This window comes from Rhodococcus sp. DK176 (assembly GCF_038447315.2).
GTDB lineage: Bacteria > Actinomycetota > Actinomycetes > Mycobacteriales > Mycobacteriaceae > Rhodococcus_F > Rhodococcus_F jostii_A.
This window is the reverse complement of sequence record NZ_CP118321.2, coordinates 1,549,752-1,572,610: the sequence shown is the minus strand read 5'-3', so window position 1 is coordinate 1,572,610 and position 22,859 is coordinate 1,549,752. Positions and strand designations below refer to the sequence as shown.

General features: G+C 65.1%; 15 protein-coding genes, 3 rRNA genes and 1 pseudogene. 10 read left to right on the top strand and 9 right to left on the bottom strand.

Translation table 11 applies throughout. The features are described from left to right. Positions 1-25 precede the first annotated feature (25 nt). The 3 genes from PSR88_RS07420 to rrf all read left to right on the top strand — a co-directional run bounded on the left by PSR88_RS07420 (position 26) and on the right by rrf (position 5,256). Positions 26-1,543, top strand: a 16S ribosomal RNA gene (locus PSR88_RS07420). Positions 1,544-1,873: 330 nt separating this feature from the next. Then, positions 1,874-5,009: ribosomal RNA gene (locus tag PSR88_RS07415) — 23S ribosomal RNA — on the top strand. A gap of 130 nt (positions 5,010-5,139) precedes the next feature. Then, a 5S ribosomal RNA gene (rrf, locus tag PSR88_RS07410) occupies positions 5,140-5,256 on the top strand. The 16S, 23S and 5S rRNA genes sit together here, the layout of an rRNA operon. An 82-nt stretch (positions 5,257-5,338) precedes the next feature. On the opposite strand, the gene PSR88_RS07405 is transcribed toward rrf, so the two are convergent. After that, entirely contained in the window at positions 5,339-6,943 is a 1,605-nt protein-coding gene (locus tag PSR88_RS07405; RefSeq protein WP_016879894.1) for a PucR family transcriptional regulator, read from the bottom strand. Positions 6,944-7,083: 140 nt separating this feature from the next. Here PSR88_RS07405 and PSR88_RS07400 point away from each other — a divergent pair, with 140 nt between their 5' ends. Then, a complete protein-coding gene (locus PSR88_RS07400) occupies positions 7,084-7,458 on the top strand; it encodes a UBP-type zinc finger domain-containing protein (RefSeq protein WP_009474161.1) in 375 nt (124 codons plus the stop codon). Here the strand turns inward: PSR88_RS07400 and PSR88_RS07395 are convergent. After that, entirely contained in the window at positions 7,424-8,197 is a 774-nt protein-coding gene (locus tag PSR88_RS07395; RefSeq protein ID WP_016879895.1) for an SWIM zinc finger family protein, read from the bottom strand. The two genes, PSR88_RS07400 and PSR88_RS07395, sit on opposite strands and share 35 nt — an antisense overlap. 175 nt (positions 8,198-8,372) lie before the next feature. Between PSR88_RS07395 and PSR88_RS07390 the strand changes: the two genes are divergently transcribed. Continuing rightward, positions 8,373-9,155, top strand: a complete 783-nt coding sequence (locus PSR88_RS07390; RefSeq protein ID WP_011594469.1) for a TetR/AcrR family transcriptional regulator — start codon at positions 8,373-8,375, stop codon at positions 9,153-9,155. On the opposite strand, the gene PSR88_RS07385 is transcribed toward PSR88_RS07390, so the two are convergent. Continuing rightward, positions 9,102-10,703 carry an adenylate/guanylate cyclase domain-containing protein gene (locus PSR88_RS07385; RefSeq protein WP_011594468.1) on the bottom strand — a complete coding sequence of 534 codons (1,602 nt, stop codon included), beginning with the start codon at positions 10,701-10,703 and terminating at the stop codon, positions 9,102-9,104. The two genes, PSR88_RS07390 and PSR88_RS07385, sit on opposite strands and share 54 nt — an antisense overlap. Positions 10,704-10,739: 36 nt before the next feature. Here PSR88_RS07385 and nucS point away from each other — a divergent pair, with 36 nt between their 5' ends. Then, complete coding sequence (gene nucS / locus PSR88_RS07380) at positions 10,740-11,414, top strand: endonuclease NucS (RefSeq protein ID WP_005248359.1); 675 nt, start codon at positions 10,740-10,742, stop codon at positions 11,412-11,414. Positions 11,415-11,430: 16 nt separating this feature from the next. After that, entirely contained in the window at positions 11,431-11,757 is a 327-nt protein-coding gene (locus PSR88_RS07375) for a hypothetical protein (RefSeq protein ID WP_011594467.1), read from the top strand. Here the strand turns inward: PSR88_RS07375 and PSR88_RS07370 are convergent. Then, complete coding sequence (locus PSR88_RS07370) at positions 11,754-12,839, bottom strand: hypothetical protein (RefSeq protein WP_009474155.1); 1,086 nt, start codon at positions 12,837-12,839, stop codon at positions 11,754-11,756. The genes PSR88_RS07375 and PSR88_RS07370 overlap by 4 nt on opposite strands. Before the next feature lie 68 nt (positions 12,840-12,907). Then, positions 12,908-13,381 (bottom strand): methylmalonyl-CoA epimerase, encoded by a 474-nt coding sequence (gene mce, locus PSR88_RS07365; RefSeq protein ID WP_005248354.1) that lies wholly within the window; start codon positions 13,379-13,381, stop codon positions 12,908-12,910. A 94-nt stretch (positions 13,382-13,475) separates the two neighbouring features. Here mce and PSR88_RS07360 point away from each other — a divergent pair, with 94 nt between their 5' ends. The 3 genes from PSR88_RS07360 to PSR88_RS07350 all read left to right on the top strand — a co-directional run bounded on the left by PSR88_RS07360 (position 13,476) and on the right by PSR88_RS07350 (position 16,141). Beyond that, the gene (locus PSR88_RS07360; RefSeq protein WP_016879896.1) at positions 13,476-14,669 is read left to right on the top strand and encodes an acetyl-CoA C-acetyltransferase; all 1,194 of its coding nucleotides are present in this window, start codon (positions 13,476-13,478) and stop codon (positions 14,667-14,669) included. Positions 14,670-14,733: 64 nt separating this feature from the next. Continuing rightward, positions 14,734-15,105, top strand: coding sequence for a DUF3817 domain-containing protein (locus tag PSR88_RS07355; protein ID WP_016879897.1), 372 nt, complete (start codon positions 14,734-14,736; stop codon positions 15,103-15,105). A 118-nt stretch (positions 15,106-15,223) separates the two neighbouring features. Further along, complete coding sequence (locus PSR88_RS07350; protein WP_029537110.1) at positions 15,224-16,141, top strand: tetratricopeptide repeat protein; 918 nt, start codon at positions 15,224-15,226, stop codon at positions 16,139-16,141. Between the two features lie 71 nt (positions 16,142-16,212). Here PSR88_RS07350 and PSR88_RS07345 read toward each other — a convergent pair. The 4 genes and pseudogenes from PSR88_RS07345 to PSR88_RS07330 form a co-directional block, all read right to left on the bottom strand. Next, a pseudogene (locus PSR88_RS07345) lies at positions 16,213-17,037 on the bottom strand (MFS transporter); the annotation flags it as partial. A 55-nt stretch (positions 17,038-17,092) separates the two neighbouring features. Next, a complete protein-coding gene (locus PSR88_RS07340; RefSeq protein WP_011594461.1) occupies positions 17,093-18,514 on the bottom strand; it encodes a neutral zinc metallopeptidase in 1,422 nt (473 codons plus the stop codon). Positions 18,515-18,560: 46 nt separating this feature from the next. Next, complete coding sequence (glgB, locus tag PSR88_RS07335; protein ID WP_011594460.1) at positions 18,561-20,759, bottom strand: 1,4-alpha-glucan branching protein GlgB; 2,199 nt, start codon at positions 20,757-20,759, stop codon at positions 18,561-18,563. Then, on the bottom strand, positions 20,759-22,777 hold the full coding sequence (locus PSR88_RS07330) for an alpha-1,4-glucan--maltose-1-phosphate maltosyltransferase (RefSeq protein ID WP_009474146.1): 2,019 nt from the start codon (positions 22,775-22,777) through the stop codon (positions 20,759-20,761). The genes glgB and PSR88_RS07330 overlap by 1 nt, the downstream gene beginning before the upstream one ends. Positions 22,778-22,859: the final 82 nt, after the last annotated feature.

Sequence of the window (22,859 nt, the reverse complement as noted above, 5' to 3'; positions counted from 1 at the left end):
GGTTCGCCTGTGATTTCTAGAGTCTTCAACGGAGAGTTTGATCCTGGCTCAGGACGAACGCTGGCGGCGTGCTTAACACATGCAAGTCGAGCGGTAAGGCCCTTCGGGGTACACGAGCGGCGAACGGGTGAGTAACACGTGGGTGATCTGCCCTGCACTTCGGGATAAGCCTGGGAAACTGGGTCTAATACCGGATATGACCTTCGGCTGCATGGCTGAGGGTGGAAAGGTTTACTGGTGCAGGATGGGCCCGCGGCCTATCAGCTTGTTGGTGGGGTAATGGCCTACCAAGGCGACGACGGGTAGCCGACCTGAGAGGGTGACCGGCCACACTGGGACTGAGACACGGCCCAGACTCCTACGGGAGGCAGCAGTGGGGAATATTGCACAATGGGCGAAAGCCTGATGCAGCGACGCCGCGTGAGGGATGACGGCCTTCGGGTTGTAAACCTCTTTCAGCAGGGACGAAGCGAAAGTGACGGTACCTGCAGAAGAAGCACCGGCTAACTACGTGCCAGCAGCCGCGGTAATACGTAGGGTGCAAGCGTTGTCCGGAATTACTGGGCGTAAAGAGTTCGTAGGCGGTTTGTCGCGTCGTTTGTGAAAACTCACAGCTCAACTGTGAGCCTGCAGGCGATACGGGCAGACTTGAGTACTGCAGGGGAGACTGGAATTCCTGGTGTAGCGGTGAAATGCGCAGATATCAGGAGGAACACCGGTGGCGAAGGCGGGTCTCTGGGCAGTAACTGACGCTGAGGAACGAAAGCGTGGGTAGCAAACAGGATTAGATACCCTGGTAGTCCACGCCGTAAACGGTGGGCGCTAGGTGTGGGTTCCTTCCACGGGATCTGTGCCGTAGCTAACGCATTAAGCGCCCCGCCTGGGGAGTACGGCCGCAAGGCTAAAACTCAAAGGAATTGACGGGGGCCCGCACAAGCGGCGGAGCATGTGGATTAATTCGATGCAACGCGAAGAACCTTACCTGGGTTTGACATATACCGGAAAGCCGTAGAGATACGGCCCCCCTTGTGGTCGGTATACAGGTGGTGCATGGCTGTCGTCAGCTCGTGTCGTGAGATGTTGGGTTAAGTCCCGCAACGAGCGCAACCCTTGTCTTATGTTGCCAGCACGTAATGGTGGGGACTCGTAAGAGACTGCCGGGGTCAACTCGGAGGAAGGTGGGGACGACGTCAAGTCATCATGCCCCTTATGTCCAGGGCTTCACACATGCTACAATGGCCAGTACAGAGGGCTGCGAGACCGTGAGGTGGAGCGAATCCCTTAAAGCTGGTCTCAGTTCGGATCGGGGTCTGCAACTCGACCCCGTGAAGTCGGAGTCGCTAGTAATCGCAGATCAGCAACGCTGCGGTGAATACGTTCCCGGGCCTTGTACACACCGCCCGTCACGTCATGAAAGTCGGTAACACCCGAAGCCGGTGGCCTAACCCCTTGTGGGAGGGAGCCGTCGAAGGTGGGATCGGCGATTGGGACGAAGTCGTAACAAGGTAGCCGTACCGGAAGGTGCGGCTGGATCACCTCCTTTCTAAGGAGCACATCTCCAATGTTGTTGTCACACAGGTGTACAGCGGCTTGGCAGAGACCGTTTAGTCCTCATCAGTAGGGCTGCGGACGCTCATGGGTGGAACACTGACAAACATTCTTTTCACTACTGCCGGCCCGAGTGCCGGTGGGAGAAGAGTTATATCGATGCACTGTTGGGTCCTGAGGGAACACGCGAGTGTTTTTTCTAGGCAAGAACTTACAAGTGATCATGGTGGTCATACCGGCCGGGTTTTTCTGGTGTTCGGTGGCGACGAGGACATGGTTGGTTGTGTGTTGTTTGAGAACTGCACAGTGGACGCGAGCATCTTTGTTGTAAGTAATGAAGAGCGTACGGTGGATGCCTTGGCACCAGGAGCCGATGAAGGACGTAGGAGGCTGCGATAAGCCTCGGGGAGCTGTCAACCGAGCTGAGATCCGAGGATGTCCGAATGGGGAAACCCAGCACGAGTGATGTCGTGTTACCCGCACCTGAATATATAGGGTGTGTGGAGGGAACGTGGGGAAGTGAAACATCTCAGTACCCACAGGAAGAGAAAACAATAGTGATTCCGTGAGTAGTGGCGAGCGAAAGCGGAAGAGGCTAAACCATGGATGTGTGATAGCCGGCAGGTGTTGCATTCGTGGGGTTGTGGGGTTCATCTTGTCAATGCTGCCGTGTTGGCCGACAGTAAGAAATCATTGTGTTAGTGGAAGTGGTCTGGAACGGCCTGTCGTAGAGGGTGAGAGTCCCGTACACGAAAACATGATGACTGTCGTGATGGAAACCCAAGTAGCACCGGGCCCGTGAAATCTGGTGTGAATCTGTCGGGACCACCCGATAAGCCTGAATACTCCCTGGTGACCGATAGCGGACTAGTACCGTGAGGGAAAGGTGAAAAGTACCCCGGGAGGGGAGTGAAATAGTACCTGAAACCGTGCGCTTACAATCCGTCAAAGCCTTTGCACACTTCGGTGTGGGGGGTGATGGCGTGCCTTTTGAAGAATGAGCCTGCGAGTTAGTGGCATGTCGCGAGGTTAACCCGTGTGGGGTAGCCGTAGCGAAAGCGAGTCCGAATAGGGCGTCCGTAGTGGCATGTTCTAGACCCGAAGCGGAGTGATCTACCCATGGCCAGGTTGAAGCGACGGTAAGACGTCGTGGAGGACCGAACCCACTTAGGTTGAAAACTGAGGGGATGAGCTGTGGGTAGGGGTGAAAGGCCAATCAAACTCCGTGATAGCTGGTTCTCCCCGAAATGCATTTAGGTGCAGCGTCGCGTGTTTCTCACCGGAGGTAGAGCTACTGGATGGTCTAGGGGGCCCACAAGCTTACCGAAATCAGCCAAACTCCGAATGCCGGTGAGTGAGAGCGCGGCAGTGAGACTGCGGGCGATAAGGTTCGTAGTCGAGAGGGAAACAGCCCAGATCGCCAGCTAAGGTCCCTAAGCGTGTACTAAGTGGAAAAGGATGTGGGGTCGCGAAGACAACCAGGAGGTTGGCTTAGAAGCAGCCACCCTTGAAAGAGTGCGTAATAGCTCACTGGTCAAGTGATCCTGCGCCGACAATGTAGCGGGGCTCAAGTACACCACCGAAGCTGCGGCATTCACACAATGCACCCCCTTGATTCTGCGGAGTCTTGGGCAGTGGTGTGGATGGGTAGGGGAGCGTCGTGTGGCCATGGAAGCGGCGGGGTGACCCAGCCGTGGAGGCCACACGAGTGAGAATGCAGGCATGAGTAGCGAAAGACGAGTGAGAAACTCGTCCGCCGAATGACCAAGGGTTCCTGGGCCAGGTTAATCCGCCCAGGGTGAGTCGGGACCTAAGACGAGGCCGACAGGCGTAGCCGATGGACAACGGGTTGATATTCCCGTACCCGTGTGAACGCGCCCCTGGTGAATCAGTGATACTAACCATCCTGAAGCGTCCTTACGCCCCTTCGGGGGCCCTGGATGTGGATGCATGGGACCTGATCTGGTAGTAGCCAAGCGATGGGGTGACGCAGGAAGGTAGCTGAGCCAGTCAGTGGTAATACTGGTGTAAGCCTGTAGGGCGAATGGTAGGCAAATCCGCCGTTCATCAAGCCTGAGAGGTGACGCATAGCCGAATGAGGCGAATTCAGTGATCCTATGCTGCCGAGAAAAGCCTCTAGCGAGCTTTCACACGGCCCGTACCCCAAACCGACACAGGTGGTCAGGTAGAGAATACTAAGGCGATCGAGATAACTATGGTTAAGGAACTCGGCAAAATGCCCCCGTAACTTCGGGAGAAGGGGGGCCTCGTCCGGTGATCACTCTTGCAGTGTGAGCTGGGTGGGGCCGCAGAGACCAGTGAGAAGCGACTGTTTACTAAAAACACAGGTCCGTGCGAAGTCGTAAGACGATGTATACGGACTGACGCCTGCCCGGTGCTGGAAGGTTAAGAGGACCGGTTAGCCACTTCGGTGGCGAAGCTGAGAATTTAAGCCCCAGTAAACGGCGGTGGTAACTATAACCATCCTAAGGTAGCGAAATTCCTTGTCGGGTAAGTTCCGACCTGCACGAATGGCGTAACGACTTCTCAGCTGTCTCAACCATAGACTCGGCGAAATTGCATTACGAGTAAAGATGCTCGTTACGCGCGGCAGGACGAAAAGACCCCGGGACCTTCACTACAGCTTGGTATTGGTGTTCGGTTCGGTTTGTGTAGGATAGGTGGGAGACTGTGAAGCGCTCACGCCAGTGAGTGTGGAGTCGTTGTTGAAATACCACTCTGATCGTATTGGACCTCTAACCTCGGACCATGATCTGGTTCAGGGACAGTGCCTGGTGGGTAGTTTAACTGGGGCGGTTGCCTCCCAAAATGTAACGGAGGCGCCCAAAGGTTCCCTCAGCCTGGTTGGCAATCAGGTGTCGAGTGCAAGTGCACAAGGGAGCTTGACTGTGAGACTGACAGGTCGAGCAGGGACGAAAGTCGGGACTAGTGATCCGGCACCGGCAAGTGGAAGCGGTGTCGCTCAACGGATAAAAGGTACCCCGGGGATAACAGGCTGATCTTCCCCAAGAGTCCATATCGACGGGATGGTTTGGCACCTCGATGTCGGCTCGTCGCATCCTGGGGCTGGAGTAGGTCCCAAGGGTTGGGCTGTTCGCCCATTAAAGCGGCACGCGAGCTGGGTTTAGAACGTCGTGAGACAGTTCGGTCTCTATCCGCCGCGCGCGTTAGAAACTTGAGGAAGGCTGTCCCTAGTACGAGAGGACCGGGACGGACGAACCTCTGGTGTGCCAGTTGTTCCACCAGGAGCACCGCTGGTTAGCTACGTTCGGAAGGGATAACCGCTGAAAGCATCTAAGCGGGAAGCCTGTTCCAAGATGAGGTTTCTCACCCCCTCGAGGGGGTAAGGCCCCCGGCAGACCACCGGGTTGATAGGCCAGAACTGGAAGTCCGGTAACGGATGCAGGTGACTGGTACTAATAGGCCGAGGACTTACCACAAAGAAGCTACGCGTCCACTGTGCAGTATCTGAAACAACACACACGTTCAGAACAGAAGAAAGAAGCACACCCCCACCACCAATGGTGATGTGTGTCTTCGCTGATGTTCCGTGTGACAGTTTCATAGAGTTACGGCGGCCATAGCGGAGGGGAAACGCCCGGTCCCATTCCGAACCCGGAAGCTAAGCCCTCCAGCGCCGATGGTACTGCACCCGACAGGGTGTGGGAGAGTAGGACACCGCCGAACATCCGTTACCGAAAGCCCCCCAACCTTGTTGGGGGGCTTTCGGCATTCCCGGGGCACGAACACCCGTGCCGCACACGTCCTTTCACCCCCGCGCACCGCCGGCCAGGACCTGCAGTGCGCGGGACGCCAGATGAAGATTCAGGCGTGTGTCGACGCTGCGCAGATCACGCCCCGTCAATTCGTGAATGCGGGACATCCGGTATCGCAGGGTGCTGCGGTGGATCCTGAGAGCCTGTGCGGTTTCGTCATACTTGCCACCGCATTCGAGGTACTGGGCCAGCGTTGCCGTCATCGTGCTGCGGTGTTCCCGGTCGTAGGCGAGCAACGGGCCGAGCCATTCCTGCACGAATGCCTCGACGTCTCCGGTGCTGCTGTGCGAGTCGAGGATGCGGTAGACGCCGAGTTCGTCGAACAGCGCCACGCCGCGGGGCGACAGCGACTGCTTTCTGATCTCCAGCGCCCGTATCGCGTGGGTATACGAGTCGGGTAGACCACTCGGGGAGGTGCATTCGGATCCGACACCGATCACTCCGACCGCGGGACCGAGCGATTTCTCCAATGCCGTGAAGATGATGTTCACATCTGTCTTTGCTTCCATGACGGCGGCGAGGATCCCGGTTCGGTGTTCGTTGCCGTGGACGAGGAGGGCCGACGAGTCGGCGGATGTCAGGTGGCGCCGGAAGGCTTCCGTGACGGACTCGACGGGCGTGTCCGGCCCCCAGTGCACTGCCAGGACGCGTTGCGGCGTGTGCAGGTCGTAGCCGAGTGCGTCGGCCCGCGAGTAGGCGCTGTCGTCGTCGGTGCCGGCAAGCAGGTCGGCGCCCAGGTCGCGACTGAGCCGTGCCTCCGTCTCGACGAGTGATCTGCGGTGCGACATGTCGATGGCGAGCATCGTCGCGGCGTGTTCGAGGGCGACCGTGTCGAGGTCGGTTGCCCGATGTTCCGGGTCCGACAGAAACAGGACGCCGAGAAGTGTCTGGCCGGGCCGGACTATCTGCACGATCCGGTTGTCGTTCCGCAGCGGGCGCCCTTCCATCGCGGCACGGCGCAGGACGTCGACCCGGTTCCCGCCGCCGATCTTGCGGTACCGAAGGGCCTTGTCCGGGCCGGCCCACACGCGCAGATTGCCGAAGGCGTCCTCGATCCCGACGGCGAGTCCGGTCACCTGGTGGAGTGTCTCGGCTATGGCGGCCTCGTCGGCGCCGGTCGCGGCGAGGCGCCCGAACGTGTCGTGGATCTTCGCTTCCTCCTCCAGCCGCACGGCCCGCGCTCCGAGTGCGGCGATCTCGTCCGCGGCCTCGCGCAAGTGACGTTCCTGTGTGGCTGCCCGTGATCGTAGCGATGCGGCGCGCAGGGCAGACCCCGTGTGCTGAATGAGCAGCTCGAGCAGGGTGGCCTGCACCGGGGTCGGCGGGTAGTCGGCCCGGAGGGTGAGCGACACCGGCCTCGACCACGAATCGTCGAGCAGCACGCGGTGACGCCAGACGTCGTCGGATTCGTCCGTCGGAGCCGATACGGATTCCACCATGAAGGGACCGAGTTCAGGGAGAGCTTCGACCAGCAGGGCGAGGATCTCGTCGCGATTCCCGCAGTCGTGCATGTGCGCGGTGACGGCCACGACCGCGGACAGGTTCGTCGCCCGCGGCGTGTGGTCCACCATCGGTTCTGGGGCTGCTTCCAGATCCATGGCTTGGAACTACCCCGTTTTGCGCCGTCGAAACCGGGACGCTGTCCGCTGAGGCCAGATTTCGGGGGATTCTTTCGTTCCGCTGTGACCATGTGGCGAGACGGATCAGCCGCCAATCTTGGTTACTGAGGGGTGGCAATATGACCCAATCCAATAATTGGCACGATCCCGATCTGAACATGATTCGCGATGTCGTCGCGCACACGTCGGACGGGTGCGAGGGCTGTCTCGCACTCGGCACCCGCTGGGAGCACCTGATGTTGTGCCTGACGTGCGGCTATGTCGGATGCAGCGACGGATCACCGATGCGGCACGCGCGACACCACGCCGAACGCAGCGGTCATCCGATAGTCCAGTCGCTTCACGCGGGGGACAACTGGCGCTGGTGCTTCGTGCACGACGCCCAGATCTGCACGCCGTATCCGGCGACCGGTGCCCGGGTGGTCGCACCGAGCCTGGTGCCCGGACCGTCGGACGACCTCAGACACGGTCTCCGTATCGCGAAATCGCAGTGACGATCGCAGACCAGACGGCGTCCGCCTGAATCTCCGGGGGAGCGTCGTCGAGCCAGCGTGGGCGCACCGGGGTTCCGCCGGAACGCGGCGGCGCCGGAAGCGGTCCGGGAACCGCGGAGTAGGTGTCCGACGCCGACACCGGGGAGTGCGAAGCGTCGAACGAGGAATGGGACGTCTCCTCGTGCGCGCCGTGCCTGAGTTGGAGAACCTCCTGTCCCTCCCGTCCGCGCAGGAGGAAGAAGAGCAGCGGGTCGTCGTCGAGCACCCACGCGGCCTGATACAGCACCGCGGCAGCGTGGCGGCACGGCACGTCCCACTCCTCGCAGGTGCACGTCGCGTCGGCATCGAACATCGACGGTACGAGGGACACGTCGACGGCAGCGAGGTCGTCGTCGAGTTCGCGAGGGAGCATCCCACTCGACAACTGGGCGACGTGACCGCTCCGCGACGCGAGGGTGGCGAACACCTCGCCCCACTGGCGCTCGTCCAGCTGGTCCACCCGGATCCGCACGTGCAGGCTCTCCTCCTCCGTGTGCACGTCCGCGGAGACGAGCCCGGCCGCGAACGTGAGCGGACCGACCAGTCCGCCACGGGCGTAGGCGCGTCCGCGTTTCAGCGTGTCCGAGTCGAGCACAGCGTGCTCGACGTCGTCGGCCCATCGCTGCGCCCACCAGGTCCTGCCGCGGGTGCGTCGGCCCTTCTGCGCCGGGAAACGGGGAAGCGTGACGGCGTCGGTCACAGGTCACCTCCGAAGTCGTAGTCGGGGCTCAGAGCCACCAGCCGGGTGAGTTCGCTGTCGGTGGCGAGGATGGGCTCTGCTGTCCTTACTGCGCCTTTCGCCTCGTTTACGGTACGCCGTACGTCAACGAGGCGGCGGACGGAATTGTTCCCGGACGTCGTGGGAAGATCTCGACATGGGTAGAAGCGCGACACCGGAGGGCGATCCCGCCCGCACCATGGAGCTGCTGTGGGGCGGCGGCAGCACGCCGATCTCGCGCCCCCGCAACGGGAAGCCGGGCCTGACCCTCGACCGGATCGTCGAGACCGCCGTGTCCGTCGCGGATGCGGAAGGGCTGGACGCAGTCTCGATGCGCCGCCTCGCATCCGAGCTCGGCGCCGGGGCGATGTCGTTGTACACGCACGTTCCCGGAAAGACGGAACTGGTTGAGGTGATGCTCGATCGCGCGCTGTCCACACTCGAGCCGGCCGACGACGCCGATGAGGGGTGGCGCGAGCGTCTCGCGGCCGCCGCTCACGACTACTTCCACCTGCTGTGCGCCCACCCGTGGATGCTCGGCGTCGTCGCGCTGAGCCGGCCGGTTCTGGGGCCCGGCGGGATGGCCAAGTACGAGCGGGAACTACGTGCGGTCGAGGGGCTGGGACTGTCGGACCTCGACATGGACTCCGTCGTCACGCTTCTCGACAGTTTCGTCGCGGGCGCGGCGCGCGCCGCGGTGGATGCGGCTGCGCTCGCCGCCCAGGGGGAGGCGGACAGTGAATGGTGGCAGCGCGTCGCTCCGCACTTCGAGAAGGTCTTCGACCCCGACCGGTTCCCGCTGGCCGCCCGGGTCGGGGCCTCGGCGGGGGAACACCACGACGCCGCGTACGTGCCTGCCCACGCCTTCGAATTCGGGCTCACCCGGCTACTCGACGGAGTCGGCGCCCTCATCGTCGACGGCGGAACCGGCGGGGAGTAGTTCGGCGGGAACGGCCAACGTGGTCGGCTCGACACGGCCACGCAGGGTGACGGTGTCGGTGAGTTGCCACCGCCTGCGCTCGTCGTCGGATGCCGCGTCGATCGCCCGCTCGGACGCGACGACGTGTCCGGACACGTTCTTGGCGAGCTCGGACAACCGCGCCGCCTCGTTGACCGGATCGCCGATCACCGTGTACTCGAAACGTTCGTGGGCGCCGATGTTTCCGGCCACGGCGCGACCCGCCGCCACCCCGATTCCCGCATCGCACTCCGGTACCTCGGCGGTGAGCCGTTCGCGGAGGGCCCGAGCGGCGGAGAGCGCAGCGCCTGCATGGTCGTCGAGCGCCACGGGTGCCCCGAAGATGGCCAGCGCGGCGTCACCTTCGAACTTGTTGACGAACCCGTCTCGCCGATCGACCTCGTCCACGACCACGTTGAAGAACCGGTTGAGCAGGTCCACGACTTCCGCGGGCGACCGGGTGGCCGCGATCGTGGTGGACCCGATGATGTCGACGAACAGGACCGCCACGTCACGTTCCTCCCCGCCGAGTTCGGGGTTGCGGAGGAGAGCCTGGGACGCGACCTCCTGCCCGACGTGGCGACCGAACAGGTCGCGGATCCGCTCACGTTCGCGGAGTCCCTCGGCCATCCGGTTGAACCCGGTCTGCAGCGCGCCGAGTTCGGTGCCGTCATACACGACGACCTCGGCATCCAGATCGCCCTCCGCCACCTTCGCCATGCCCAGCGACACCGAGCGGATGGGTGCCTCGGTGGCGCGGACACTGATCACGACCAGCAGCAGGCCGAAGAGCAGGATCACACCACCCAGCGCGAGGATCGACACCGCGAGGCTGGTCGGACTCGCCGGCCGGATGAAACTGAAGATCGCGATGAGCATCAGACCGAGCACGGGAACACCGGTCCCGAGGATCCACGCCAGCGCGGTGCGGCCTGTGATGCCGAGGGTCCGACGGGGTCGTGGCCCGTCCGAGCCCAGTGCCCGGGCGGCGATGGGGCGCAGCGCGAACTCCGTCAGCAGGTAGCAGAACGCGGAGACTGTGATCCCGGCCAACGCGATCGTGAACGCGACCTTCGGAATGGTCTGGGGATCGATGATGCCGTACAGCGTCGTAAAGAACACCAGCCCGATGCCCCACAACGCCGCCTGGACACGCGTCAGACGCCACGGTGCGCGAAACGCCGCCGACCGGTCGTGGTCGGTGGGCACGTCGTCCTCCGTCGCCCACCGGAGATCCGACACCAGCCGCTTGGTGCCCCACGTCACGCCGACCAGGACCGCGCACAGCACGAAGACGGGCACCGCAACGAAGTTGGCGATCACGAACTCGCTCGACCACACATTCGGGCCGGGGACGACGACACTGACGAGCAGGCAGGTGATCACCGCGCCGACCAGGTTGGTGAACACCAGCGGGGCGGTCAGCAGCAGCTGGACCCGGATCCGGCGCCTGCGGGGACTCTCGTCCGGTGATCCGAGCAACCACGACCCCAGCGGGGCGACGGATCGGCGGGGGCTGCGCATAGTCATTCGAGACTAGTCGGCGCGATCCCTTAGGGTGGGCGGGTGCGCCTAGTGATTGCCAGATGCCGAGTCGACTACGTAGGCCGTTTGACGGCACATCTGCCCACCGCTCGTCGCCTGTTGTTGATCAAGGCAGACGGTTCCGTGAGCATCCACGCCGACGACCGCGCCTACAAGCCGCTGAACTGGATGAGCCCGCCCTGCTGGCTCGTCGAAGACACCGTGGAAGACGCCGAAGCGCTGTGGGTGGTGACCAACAAGGCCGGTGAGGAACTGCGGATCACCATCGAGGAGATCGAGCACGACTCCAGTCACGAACTCGGTGTCGATCCGGGGCTCGTCAAGGACGGTGTCGAGGCACACCTGCAGGAACTGCTCGCCGAACACGTCGAAACGCTCGGCAGCGGTTACACGCTCGTCCGGCGCGAATACATGACGGCCATCGGTCCCGTCGACCTGCTGTGCCGGAACGCCGACGGGGCTTCCGTCGCCGTGGAGATCAAGCGCCGCGGAGACATCGACGGTGTCGAGCAACTCACCCGGTACCTCGAACTGCTCAACCGGGATCCGCTGCTGGCGCCGGTGAGCGGTGTCTTCGCCGCCCAGCAGATCAAGCCGCAGGCCAAAACCCTTGCCACCGATCGCGGAATCCGGTGCCTGGTGCTCGACTACGAAGCGCTGCGCGGCACCGAGAGCACCGAGTTCCGGCTCTTCTGAGGCCTAGGCTGAACCCGTGCCCCGTCGTAAACCGCAGCGGAAGAACACACGCCGCAGTGCGCCCCCGGACACCTCCGAGGGCTCGCTGTTCGGTAGCGCAATGATGCGTCAGGAAGCCGGGCCCGCGGGCTACGCCGACGAGAGCTTCATCGTCCGCACGATCCCCGGGGCCCGGGCCACAAAGTCGTACCGGTGCCCCGGCTGCGATCACGACATCCGGCCGGGCGTCGCCCACCTGGTCACCTGGCCGGCCGAATACGGCGGAGCCGAGGACCGGCGGCACTGGCACACCGGGTGCTGGTCGGGACGCAGCACCCGGGGCCTCACACGCAGGTGGTCCTAGCTTCCCGTCTTCACGGTCCGCTGAGCCACCGGCCGGTTCGCCGGGTTCTTCTCGACGGTGGACAGCACCGCGGTATCCTCGTCGGAGTTGTCGGTCTCGTCCGCGGAGTTCGTCCCGGACTCGTTCTGCGCGGACTTCCGGTCCGCGGCACCGCCCGATGCCGACTTGCTGTTCGTGTTCTCGTTGGAGCGCTTCTCCGAGTTCGATGCCGCGGTGTCGGGCTGCGCGTCCAGGAGTTCGCTCTCCCGGTTGACCGACGCCAACATTGCCGGAACGGAATCGAGCTGTCCCCGAATTCCCAAGAGCTGCGCCAGGATCCGGCCGCGGAGTACGCGAAGTTCTTCCGCCAGTTCCTTGGCGTGGGCGATCTTGCGCTCCGACTGGTCGGTGGCCGCCTGCAGCCTGCGCTCCGCCTCGTGCGTGGCGTCCGCGAGACGACGCTGCGCCTCGGCCTTGCTGGTGGACTCGAGTTCGTTGACCGCCGTGATCGTCTTCTGGCGGCGCTCGGACATCGCGAGGTCGAAGTCTTCCTGCACCTGCGACCGACGCAGTTCGGCCTCGGCGGCCAGGCGGTCGCGCTCGGACTGAGCGGCCTCGACGATCTTCGCCGCCTCCGTGCGGGCCTTCGCCATCGTCTGCTCGTGCTGAATCTCGAGAGCGCTCCGGCGGTCTTCGAGTTCCGCGACCAGCGACTCGTACTGGCCGCGGAGCTGCGCGCCCTCCTGCTCGGCGACGGAGATCATCTCGGCGGCGTCGGCCTCGGCCTTCGCACGCACCTCGGACGCCTCGTCCGACGCGAGCCGGAGCATGCGCGAGATGCGGTCGCTCATTCCCTCCGCGGTGGTCGGCGGAACGGACAGGCGGTCGACATCCTTGCGCAGATCGTCGATCTCGTCCCGCGCATCGTCGAGCTGCTTGGCGAGATCCCGCGCCTGCGCCGCCGCGGCGTCGCGGTCGGCGGCAGTGACGCGGAGCTCGGCGTCGAATCGCTCGAAGTAGTTGCGTACCTCGTCCCGGTCGAATCCCTTGCGCACGGTGGAAAAGGGAAGGGGGATCGAACCACGGTCCTGCTCGTTTACCATGGCCGCCAATCTACCTGGGCAAAGTAGAACTTGTCTCTGCGCCCGGTACCCGGCGGCCGGCCACAGCTCTAGTGGGTCGCCGACGGCTCGACGAGCTCGACGAGAACTCCGCCCGCATCCTTCGGGTGGACGAAGTTGATGCGCGAATCGGCGGTGCCGCGGCGGGGTGCGTCGTACAGCAGCCGCACACCGCGCTCGCGCAACTGGGCGGAGATGGCGTCGATGTCCGTGACGCGGTACGCGAGCTGCTGGAGACCGGGGCCGCTGCGATCGATGAACTTGGCGATGGTCGAGTTCTCGTTCAACGGTGCGAGAAGCTGCAGCGCGGTGCTGCCCTCGGGGGAGCCGACGACGCTCAGCATCGCTTCGCGCACGCCCTGCTCCTCGTTCACCTCTTCGTGCGTCGACACCATGCCGAGGTGTTCGGAGTACCACGCGATGGCGGCGTCGAGGTCGGGGACGGCGATGCCGACGTGGTCGATGGCGGTCACCAGGTCCGAGGACAGCGGTGACGTGGTCTGGGTGGGGGAGGACTGTGTCATGGTCCCGACGTTAGCGCTACCGTTTCGGTAGTTCTCGTCGGGATGTGACTTCCGTCGCCCCGCACCTGTCTACTCGTCTCACGCGGAGGAAATCGTGACCAGTTCTGTGATCGTCGCCGGAGCCCGGACCCCGATGGGCCGGTTGCTGGGTTCGTTGAAGGATGTGTCGGGTTCGGATCTGGGTGGGGTGGCGATTCGTGGTGCGCTGGAGAAGGCGGGTGTCGCTCCCGAGCAGGTCGAGTACGTGATCATGGGTCAGGTGCTGACGGCGGGGGCGGGTCAGATCCCGGCGCGGCAGGCCGCGGTGGCCGCGGGGATCGGGATGGATGTGCCGGCCCTGACCATCAACAAGGTGTGCCTGTCGGGGATCGACGCGATCGCACTGGCGGATCAGCTGATCCGGGCCGGCGAGTTCGACGTCGTGGTCGCCGGGGGCCAGGAGTCCATGTCGCGCGCCCCGCACCTGCTGGAGAAGTCGCGGGAGGGTTTCAAGTACGGCGACGTCACGATGCGCGACCACATGGCCTTCGACGGGTTGTACGACATCTTCACCGATCAGGCGATGGGGAGTCTGACCGAGGCGAAGAACGCGGAGGACGGTCAGCGGATCAGCCGCGAGGAGCAGGACGCGTTCGCGGCGGCGTCGCATCAGAAGGCGGCCCGGGCCTGGAAGGACGGGGTGTTCGACGACGAGGTGGTGCCGGTGCCGGTGCCGCAGCGCAAGGGTGATCCGGTGTTGGTCGGCTCCGACGAGGGTGTGCGCGGCGATACGACGGTGGAATCCCTGGCCAGGCTGCGGCCGGCGTTCGGCAAGGACGGCACGGTCACCGCAGGGTCGGCGTCGCAGATCTCCGACGGTGCGGCCGCTGTCGTGGTGATGAGCAAGGCGAAGGCGCAGGAACTCGGGGTGTCGTGGATCGCCGAGATCGGCGCGCACGGGGTGGTGGCGGGTCCGGATTCGACGTTGCAGTCGCAGCCGGCGCGGGCCATCGCGAAGGCGTGCGCCAAGGAGGGCATCGACCCGAAGGATCTGGATTTGGTGGAGATCAACGAGGCGTTCGCGGCGGTGGGGATCGCGTCGACACGGGAGCTGGGGTTGGATCCGGAGATCGTGAACGTCAACGGCGGGGCGATCGCGATGGGGCATCCGCTGGGGATGTCGGGGGCGCGGATCGCGTTGCATCTGGCGTTAGAGTTGCGTCGTCGCGGCGGGGGTGTGGGCGCTGCGGCACTGTGCGGTGGTGGCGGTCAGGGGGACGCCTTGATCGTCCGCGTCCCCAAGGCGTGACACGACGACAGTCCGTGGTGGTGTATCTCACACCACTACGGACTGTCGTAGATGGTCGGGCACAATGGTCGGCATGGCGAACGTCTTCGATCTCAGCACCACGGCCACGCGCTTCCGATTTGTCGCAATTCTGGAGGCCTTCACCTGGCTCGGCCTCCTCACCGGCATGGCCTTCAAGTACCTGCCTGCCGACGGCAACGAGATCGGCGTGAAGATCTTCGGCCCCATCCACGGCGGCGTCTTCGTCCTGTACCTGCTCATCTCGCTGTGGACCGCCCGCAAGCTGAGCTGGAATCTGGTCACCACCTTCTGGGCGCTCGTTGCCAGCGTTCCGCCGTTCGGCACCGTCGTGTTCGAGGTCTGGGCGGCCCGCACCGGCCGGATGGGCGAACTGTCCCGGTCGAGCGCAGCGAAGAGCGAACCGTCGCTCGTCTGATCCACTCCGTGGTAGGCGCGGCCCGCATTCCGGTGCGCGCTCAAATCGTGACAAACTGGTGGACGTGACTCGACCAGGTTCTCGTCCGTCAGCGCGTTCCTCAGCAGTGGCCGCGGCCATGAGCGGAGCAGTCGATCTCTCCGCCCTCAAGGAGCGTGCGGCCGCTCCGCCCCCGCCGGCGTCCGCACCCTCCGGGGACGGCGCCGCTCCGGCCGCACCCGGGAGTACCGGACTCGCCCCCGTCATCGACGTCACCGAGGCGACGTTCGAGGCGGAGGTGCTCGTCCGGTCCCAGCAGGTCCCGGTGGTCGTCGACCTGTGGGCCACCTGGTGCGAGCCGTGCAAACAACTCTCACCCCTGCTCGAAAAGCTGGCACGCGAGGCCGGCGGCACCTGGGTGCTCGCCAAGGTCGACGTCGATGCCAACCCGCGTATCGCGCAGGCCTTCGGCGTCCAGTCCGTCCCGACCGTCGTCGCCATCGCCGGCGGGCAGCCGCTCGCCGACTTCCAGGGCGCTCAGCCCGAACCACAACTGCGTCAGTGGCTCGCCGCCGTCCAGCAGGCAACCGCCGGAAAGCTGTCCGGACCGCCGGCCGCGGACGGGAACGCGGACGAGCCCGAGCCGGAGGACCCGCGCTTCGTCGCCGCCGAGGCCGCGCTCGACGAAGGCGACCTGTCGGCAGCCGAAGCCGAGTTCCAGAAGATCCTCGACGAGGAACCGGCCAACGCCGAAGCGCTGGGCGCGATCCGCCAAGTGCGTTTCCTAGCCCGCGTGCAGTCCGTCGATCCCGGTGCCGTCGCTGCCGCGGACGCCGCCCCGGACGACATCGACGCCCAGCTGCAGGCCGCGGACGTCGAGGTCTACTCCCAGGCCCCGGACGCGGCGTTCGCCCGCCTCATCGGTGTCGTCGCCCGCAGCGCCGGCGACGACAAGACGCGGGTACGGACTCGCCTGCTGGAACTGTTCGAACTGTTCGACCCGGCCGAACCGGTCGTCATGACCGCCCGCCGGAAACTCGCCGCCGCACTGTACTGACGAGAAACCAGGACTGACGAGAAAACCGGGGTGAGCGCTCTCGGCACTCACCCCGGTCACCCGTCCGGCGGTCAGCTCCGCACGTGCTCCACCCGTCCGACCAGGAAGACGTACGACGCGATCCCGACTGCGGTCACCACGGTCATGTAGACGAATCCCGGCGCGAAGCTGACGTCGGTGACGAGCAACCCGATCACGATGGGTGTCGCGATCGCCGACAGGTTGCCGATGAAGTTGAACATTCCACCGGTGAGCCCGAGCAGTCGTTCCGGCGCGAGTGCCGACACCGGCGACCACGTGATCGACGCGAGTCCGTTGCCGAAGGATGCGATGGACAGGAACACGATCACCATCGCGGTCGAATCGGTGAAGTTGGCGCCGATCATCGCGACGTCAGCAACAGGCCCACGATGATCGGGCCCTTGCGGGCGACTCCGCGAGACACTCTCTTGCGCAGCAGGAAGTCGGAGAAGACTCCGGAGAACAGCACGCCCACGAGTGAGTGCCGCGACGAACGGCAGCGAGGCGAGGAATCCGGACTTGATGTAATCCATGTCCCGGTACTCGACGAGGTACCTGGGGAACAATTTGCGCCGGCCGAGGACGGTGGCGACACCGTTCCGGGTCACGGCCGGACGTTCGGGCTGCTGCTCGTCCAGGAGGTCGACGAGTCCGCCGCCGTCGCGGATCAGGTCGATCTCGGCGTCGTTCGCCCGCGAATCGCGTGGCTCGCGACGGAACGCGTACCACACGGCACCCCAGATCGCCCCGATCGTTCCGGTCACGATGAAGACCCAGTGCCAGGACAGCACGGACTGCAGCCAGGACAGGAAGGGAGTGAGCAGGGCCAGTCCGATGAACTGCCCGGACGTGTAGAAGCCGATCACCGTCGCACGCTCGGCTACCGGGAGATCTGACGCAGCGGTCGGGGGACGTCACGTGGTGGGACGGTCAGCGGTAGCGGCCCTCGCAGGCCTGCTCACCGCCGAGCACTCCGGTGCGGAACGCGTCCACCCGGGAGAATCCGCTCGGCACGGTCTCCCCGTTGACGTCACTGGCGGCGAGACCGTCGGTGAGCAGCCCCGACACGGCCTCGTCGAGGTCGCCGGGGGACAACCACACGCTGCCCGCCTCCAGGGTGGCGGGACTGTCCGGGCTCAACGCGCTGGTGACGACGCCGGACAGGCAGGCGGCTCGCAGCGCGGTCTGGGGTGAGTGCAGATCGTTGCCCCGGTCCCGCTGCAACGCCAGGGTGTACCGCGAGGCGAGCAGGACGTACGCGTTGTAGTCGCCGGTGAGCTTGGTCTGGAAGAGTTCCCGCCTGCCGGGACGGCCCGGTGTGCCGCGTTCGGCGAGGGCGTCGACACTGACGCCGATCGTGTTGGTGGCCGGGCAGTACGACACCGGTTCGGTCGCGTCGGCGTCCGCGCAGTCGAGGTCGGCGCCGTCGAGTTGCAGCGTGGGGGGATCGCTGAGATCGAAGATCTGCTGGAAGGACGTGAAGAACGCCTCGAGCGACTCCTCGGTGACAGGGAGTTCGCCGTCGTCGCTCTCGTCGGCGAACCGCTGAGGCAGATCCGCGCGACGCGAGTCGATCTCCTTCTCGTCGATGCGCGTGCACGGCGCCGGACCGTCCGTGAAACCGATCTGGGTGGCGGTGACACGTTCGAACGCCGAGCCGTGCACGTTGTCGGGATCGTTCGGGTCGGTGTCCCCGATCGCGACCGCGGACGCGAGCACCTTGTTCAGCCCGTCCGACGTGTTCAGCGTGAAGTGGGTCGCCTTGTCTTCCGCGATATACCGCATGAACGCCCCCGCGAAGCAGTCGGCCTGCTGTTCCCGCACGATGCCACCGCCCACGTTCTCGTCGGCGATTCCCGCCTTCGTCTGGACGGCGTGCCCGTACTCGTGCGCCAGAACGAAGACGGCGGCGACGACACCGAACTTCTCCACGACCTCGGGCAGCAGCAGCGCCCGGTCCCAGCCGATCGTGTGGTCGGTGCTGCAGTAGCCGGCATTGAGGAGTTCCTCGGTGCTGTCCCCGCAGAAGCGCGGGCTGTCGGAGTCGCGCGGATCCCAGGAGATCAGTTCCTCGACCGGCTCGAAGTTGCGCTGGAACAGCGCCGGGAACTCGGTGCGCCAGTAGTCCTCGATGTCGCTGACCGCGTTGGCGGCCATCGTGTCGATTTCACCGCCGTCGGTGCCGGTGACGGGGAGGTCGGCGTCGGGCACGCCCTTGCGGGCACCGCTCGGACCCGACGTGGCATCGAGGCCCGCCACCTTGAACGGATCGTCGTAGATGGACGCGGCCTCACCGTCCACCGAGCGCGTGCACCCGGACAGGACGACCGCAGTCACGGCCAGAACGCCCATGCTCGCAGCCCACTGCCGACGTCGGGTCAGCAAGGCCGTGCCTTCATCAACGCTCCAGACTCATCCAGATCGCGCCGTTCGCGGGCAGTGCCACCTCGGCAGAGGCGGGACGGCCGTGCCACGGCTGCGAAGTTGCCGTCACCGCACCGAGATTTCCCCAACCCGATCCCGCGTAGATCTCGGCGTCGGTGTTGAGAATTTCACGCCATTCGCCCCGTTCTGGCAAGCCCACACGATAATTCGCGTGCGGGGAACCCGAGAAATTGAACAGGCACGCCAGGATCGACCCGTCGGTGCCGTAACGCAGGAAGCTCAGGACGTTGTTCGCGGTGTCGTTGGCGTCGATCCAGGAGAACCCGCCCGGAGACGTGTCGAGAGTCCACAACGCCGGGTGTTCGCGGTAGGTGGCGTTGAGGTCGTGGACGAGCCGGAGCAGACCGCGGTGGAAGCCGCCGGTGTACGGGTCGTCGAGCTGGTACCAGTCGAGTCCGCGCTCCTCGGACCATTCCGCGGTCTGTCCGAATTCCTGACCCATGAACAGCAGTTGCTTGCCGGGGTGCGACCACATGTACGCCAGCAGGGCACGAACACCGGCGGCCTTCGCGTAGTCGTCGCCGGGCATCCGCGTCCACAGCGTGCCCTTGCCGTGCACCACCTCGTCGTGGCTGATGGGCAGCAGATAGTTCTCGCTCCACGCGTACATCAGGGAGAACGTGATCTCGTGATGGTGATAGCTGCGGTGGACGGGATCGTGCGCCATGAAACCGAGGGTGTCGTGCATCCACCCCATGTTCCATTTCATGTTGAAACCGAGACCGCCGACGTTGGTCGCGCGGGTGACACCCGGCCACGCCGTCGACTCCTCGGCGATGGTGACGACCCCGCGGTGCTGCTTGTGGACCGTGGCGTTGGTCTCCTGCAGGAAGGCGACGGCCTCGAGGTTCTCCCTGCCGCCGTGGATGTTCGGCGTCCAACCGCCCTCCGGCCGCGAGTAGTCGAGGTACAGCATCGACGCGACCGCGTCGACGCGCAGACCGTCCACGTGGAACTCGTCGAGCCAGTACAGCGCGTTCGCGACGAGGAAGTTGCGCACCTCGCGCCGCCCGAAATCGAACACATACGTTCCCCAGTCGAGCTGCTCGCCGCGCTGGGGGTCGCTGTGCTCGTAGAGCGGTGTGCCGTCGAAACGTGCCAGCGCCCACTCGTCCTTGGGGAAGTGCGCGGGAACCCAGTCGACGATGACCCCGATGCCGGCGGCGTGCAGATGGTCGACGAACCACCGGAAGTCGTCGGGGGAACCGAATCGTGAGGTGGGCGCGTAGTAGGACGTGACCTGGTACCCCCACGAACCGCCGAACGGGTGCTCGGCGACCGGCAGCAGCTCGACGTGCGTGAATCCCGTCTCGGTGAGGTGGACAGCGAGTTGTTCAGCCATCTCGCGGTAGTTCAGCCCGGGCCGCCACGAAGCCAGGTGGACCTCGTACACGCTCATCGGGGACTGCGCCGGCTCGGTGGCCGCGCGCTGCGCCAGCCACTCGGCGTCGTTCCATTCGTACGTGCTGACCGACACCCGGGACGCGGTGGCGGGCGGGACCTCGGTCGCGAAGGCCATGGGATCGGCCTTGTCGCGCACACTGCCGTCGGGGCCGTGGACCCGGAACTTGTACAGGTCGCCGGCCTCGATACCGGGAACGAACAACTCCCACACCCCGGTGGAGCCGAGCACCCGCATCGGGTAGTTCCGCCCACTCCACCCGTCGAAATCGCCGATCACACTCACTCCGCGGGCATTGGGAGCCCACACGGCGAACGAGGTGCCGGTGACGGTGCCGTCGGGGGTGTCGTAGCGGCGGCGGTGCGCGCCGAGGATCTCCCACAGCCGCTCGTGCCTGCCCTCACCGAACAGGTGCAGGTCGAGTTCCCCCAGCGTAGGCAGGAACCGGTACCCGTCGGCGGAGACGTCGTTGTGGCCACCCGGCCACGTCGTGGACAGCCGGTAGTCCATCAGATCCCGGTACGGGACGAGTGCCCCCCACACACCGTGCGCGAGGTGCTCCAGCGAGAAGCTCGTCCCCCCGATGACGGCGTCGACGGCCTCGGCGTGCGGGCGCAGTGCGCGGATCACCGTGCCGTCGGGGTGCGGGTGCGCGCCCAGGATCGAGTGCGGGTTGTGGTGCTCACCCCGGGACAGCAGGTCGAGGTCGGCGGCGTCCGGTGCGATGGCGACAGGCGGTTCGACGGTCACTATGTACCTCCGCGGTAGGCCAGCTTCGTTCTGGCCGGATAGGGGATCGACGGTAATGCCAGGATATGGGCCACCGAACGCCAGGGTTCCAGGCGCACGAAGTTGGTCTGCCCCCAGTGATACTGCTCCCCGGTGACCTCGTCGAGCACGGTCAGGTGGTCGTGCCAGTCGCGGCCCAGCGCGGGCATGTCCAGCCACACGTTGCCCTGCTCGGCGCCGTACGGGTTGAGGTTGATCACCGTCAGCACGGCATCCCCGGTGGTGGCGTCGAACTTGGAATAGGCGATCAGGGCGTCGTTGTCGACGTGGTGGAAATGGATGTTGCGCAACTGCTGCAGCGCCGGGTGCTGCCTGCGGATCCGGTTGAGCGCCGTGATCCACGGTTCGAGGGACTCGCCGCGCGCGGCGGCGCCCTCGAAATCGCGGGGGCGCAGCTGATACTTCTCCGAGTCGAGGTATTCCTCACTGCCCGGTCGCACCGGAACGTGTTCGTACAGTTCGTATCCCGAGTACACCCCCCACGTGGGGGACAGTGTCGCCGCCAGCGCGGCGCGCAGGGCGAACATTCCCGGGCCCCCGGTCTGCAGGCTCTCGTGAAGGATGTCCGGGGTGTTGACGAAGAGGTTGGGGCGCGCCTCGTCGGCCTTGGCGGCGATCTCCTTGCCGAACTCCGTCAGCTCCCACTTGTCCGTCCGCCACGTGAAATACGTGTAGGACTGGGTGAAACCGCGGCGGGCGAGACCGTACAACCGTGCGGGACGGGTGAACGCCTCGGACAGGAACAGGACGTCCGGATCCGACTTCTTGACCTCGGCGATCAGCCACTCCCAGAAGTCCGGCGGCTTGGTGTGCGGGTTGTCGACCCGGAAGATCTTGACGCCCGCCGCAACCCAGTGCCGGACGACCCGCAGGACCTCCGCGTAGATGCCGTCGCGGTCGTCGTCGAAGTTGACCGGGTAGATGTCCTGGTACTTCTTCGGCGGGTTCTCGGCGTAGGCGATGGTGCCGTCGGGGAGGACGGTGAACCATTCGGGGTGCTTCTTCGCCCACGGATGGTCGGGTGCGGCCTGCAGGGCCAGGTCGATCGCCACCTCCATGTGCAGCTTCTCGGCGGCAGCGATGAACGCCTTGAAATCACGCATCGTCCCGAGTTGGGGATGAATCGCGTCGTGGCCACCCTCGTCCGAGCCGATGGCCCACGGCGAACCGACGTCGTCGGGGCCGGGGGTCAGCGTGTTGTTGGGGCCCTTCCGGTTGATCTTGCCGACCGGGTGGATCGGTGGGAGGTACACCACGTCGAATCCCATCGACGCGATGCGCGGAAGTGCGGCCACGGACGTGGCGAACGTGCCGTGCCGGGGCTTGCCGTTCTCGTCCCAGCCGCCCGTGGACCTCGGGAAGAACTCGTACCACGACCCGAACAGTGCACGCGTGCGATCGACGAGCACGGTGTGCGGTTCGCTCTTCGTGACGAGATCGCGCAGCGGATGTGCGCGCAGCAGTTCGGTGACGTCCGACCCGAACGCCGGGGCCACACGTTCGGAGAGGTGATGGTCGGAACGCAGCGACGCCGCGACCCCCGCCAGCCGCGAGCGGTCCGCGCGGGGCACGCCCTTCGCGGCACGCTCGAACAACCGCGCACCGATCTCGAGGTCGTTGGCCAGTTCGGCCGGCCCCTGTCCCACCGCCAGCTTGGCTTCGACCGCGTGCTTCCACGTGGTGACCGGATCGCTCCAGGCCTCGATCCGGAACGTCCAGACACCCTCGCCGGTCGGGGTGAAGGAACCGTCGACGGTGTCGGGTACCGGACCGCCGGTCATCGGAATGCGGAAGGTCGCCGAGCCGCCCGACGCGGCACTGCGCGGTCCCCGCACCGCGAGCGTGGCGGCCACGGCGTCGTGACCTTCACGCCACACGGTTGCCCGGACGGGAAACACCTCACCCACAACGGCCTTGGCGGGGTACCGGCCGCACCCGATGTTCGGTTCCACGTCGTCGATACCGAGTCGACCTGTCACGCTGGGCTCCGTTCCATAGCCGGAAGTTGCCGGCGGCTCGTGGGCTGGGCCGCCCGTTCAACCGTAATGGAGTCGACCGGTT

What these genes read in the sequence shown, in the direction of transcription:
- PSR88_RS07355 (WP_016879897.1), top strand. Translation starts at nt 14,734, where the DNA reads ATGGTCGGCATGGCGAACGTCTTCGATCTCAGCACCACGGCCACGCGC.
- PSR88_RS07400 (WP_009474161.1), top strand. Translation starts at nt 7,084, where the DNA reads ATGACCCAATCCAATAATTGGCACGATCCCGATCTGAACATGATTCGC.
- PSR88_RS07385 (WP_011594468.1), bottom strand. Translation starts at nt 10,703, where the DNA reads ATGACTATGCGCAGCCCCCGCCGATCCGTCGCCCCGCTGGGGTCGTGG.
- PSR88_RS07350 (WP_029537110.1), top strand. Translation starts at nt 15,224, where the DNA reads ATGAGCGGAGCAGTCGATCTCTCCGCCCTCAAGGAGCGTGCGGCCGCT.
- PSR88_RS07340 (WP_011594461.1), bottom strand. Translation starts at nt 18,514, where the DNA reads ATGGGCGTTCTGGCCGTGACTGCGGTCGTCCTGTCCGGGTGCACGCGC.
- PSR88_RS07405 (WP_016879894.1), bottom strand. Translation starts at nt 6,943, where the DNA reads ATGGATCTGGAAGCAGCCCCAGAACCGATGGTGGACCACACGCCGCGG.
- PSR88_RS07370 (WP_009474155.1), bottom strand. Translation starts at nt 12,839, where the DNA reads ATGGTAAACGAGCAGGACCGTGGTTCGATCCCCCTTCCCTTTTCCACC.
- mce (WP_005248354.1), bottom strand. Translation starts at nt 13,381, where the DNA reads ATGACACAGTCCTCCCCCACCCAGACCACGTCACCGCTGTCCTCGGAC.
- PSR88_RS07390 (WP_011594469.1), top strand. Translation starts at nt 8,373, where the DNA reads ATGGGTAGAAGCGCGACACCGGAGGGCGATCCCGCCCGCACCATGGAG.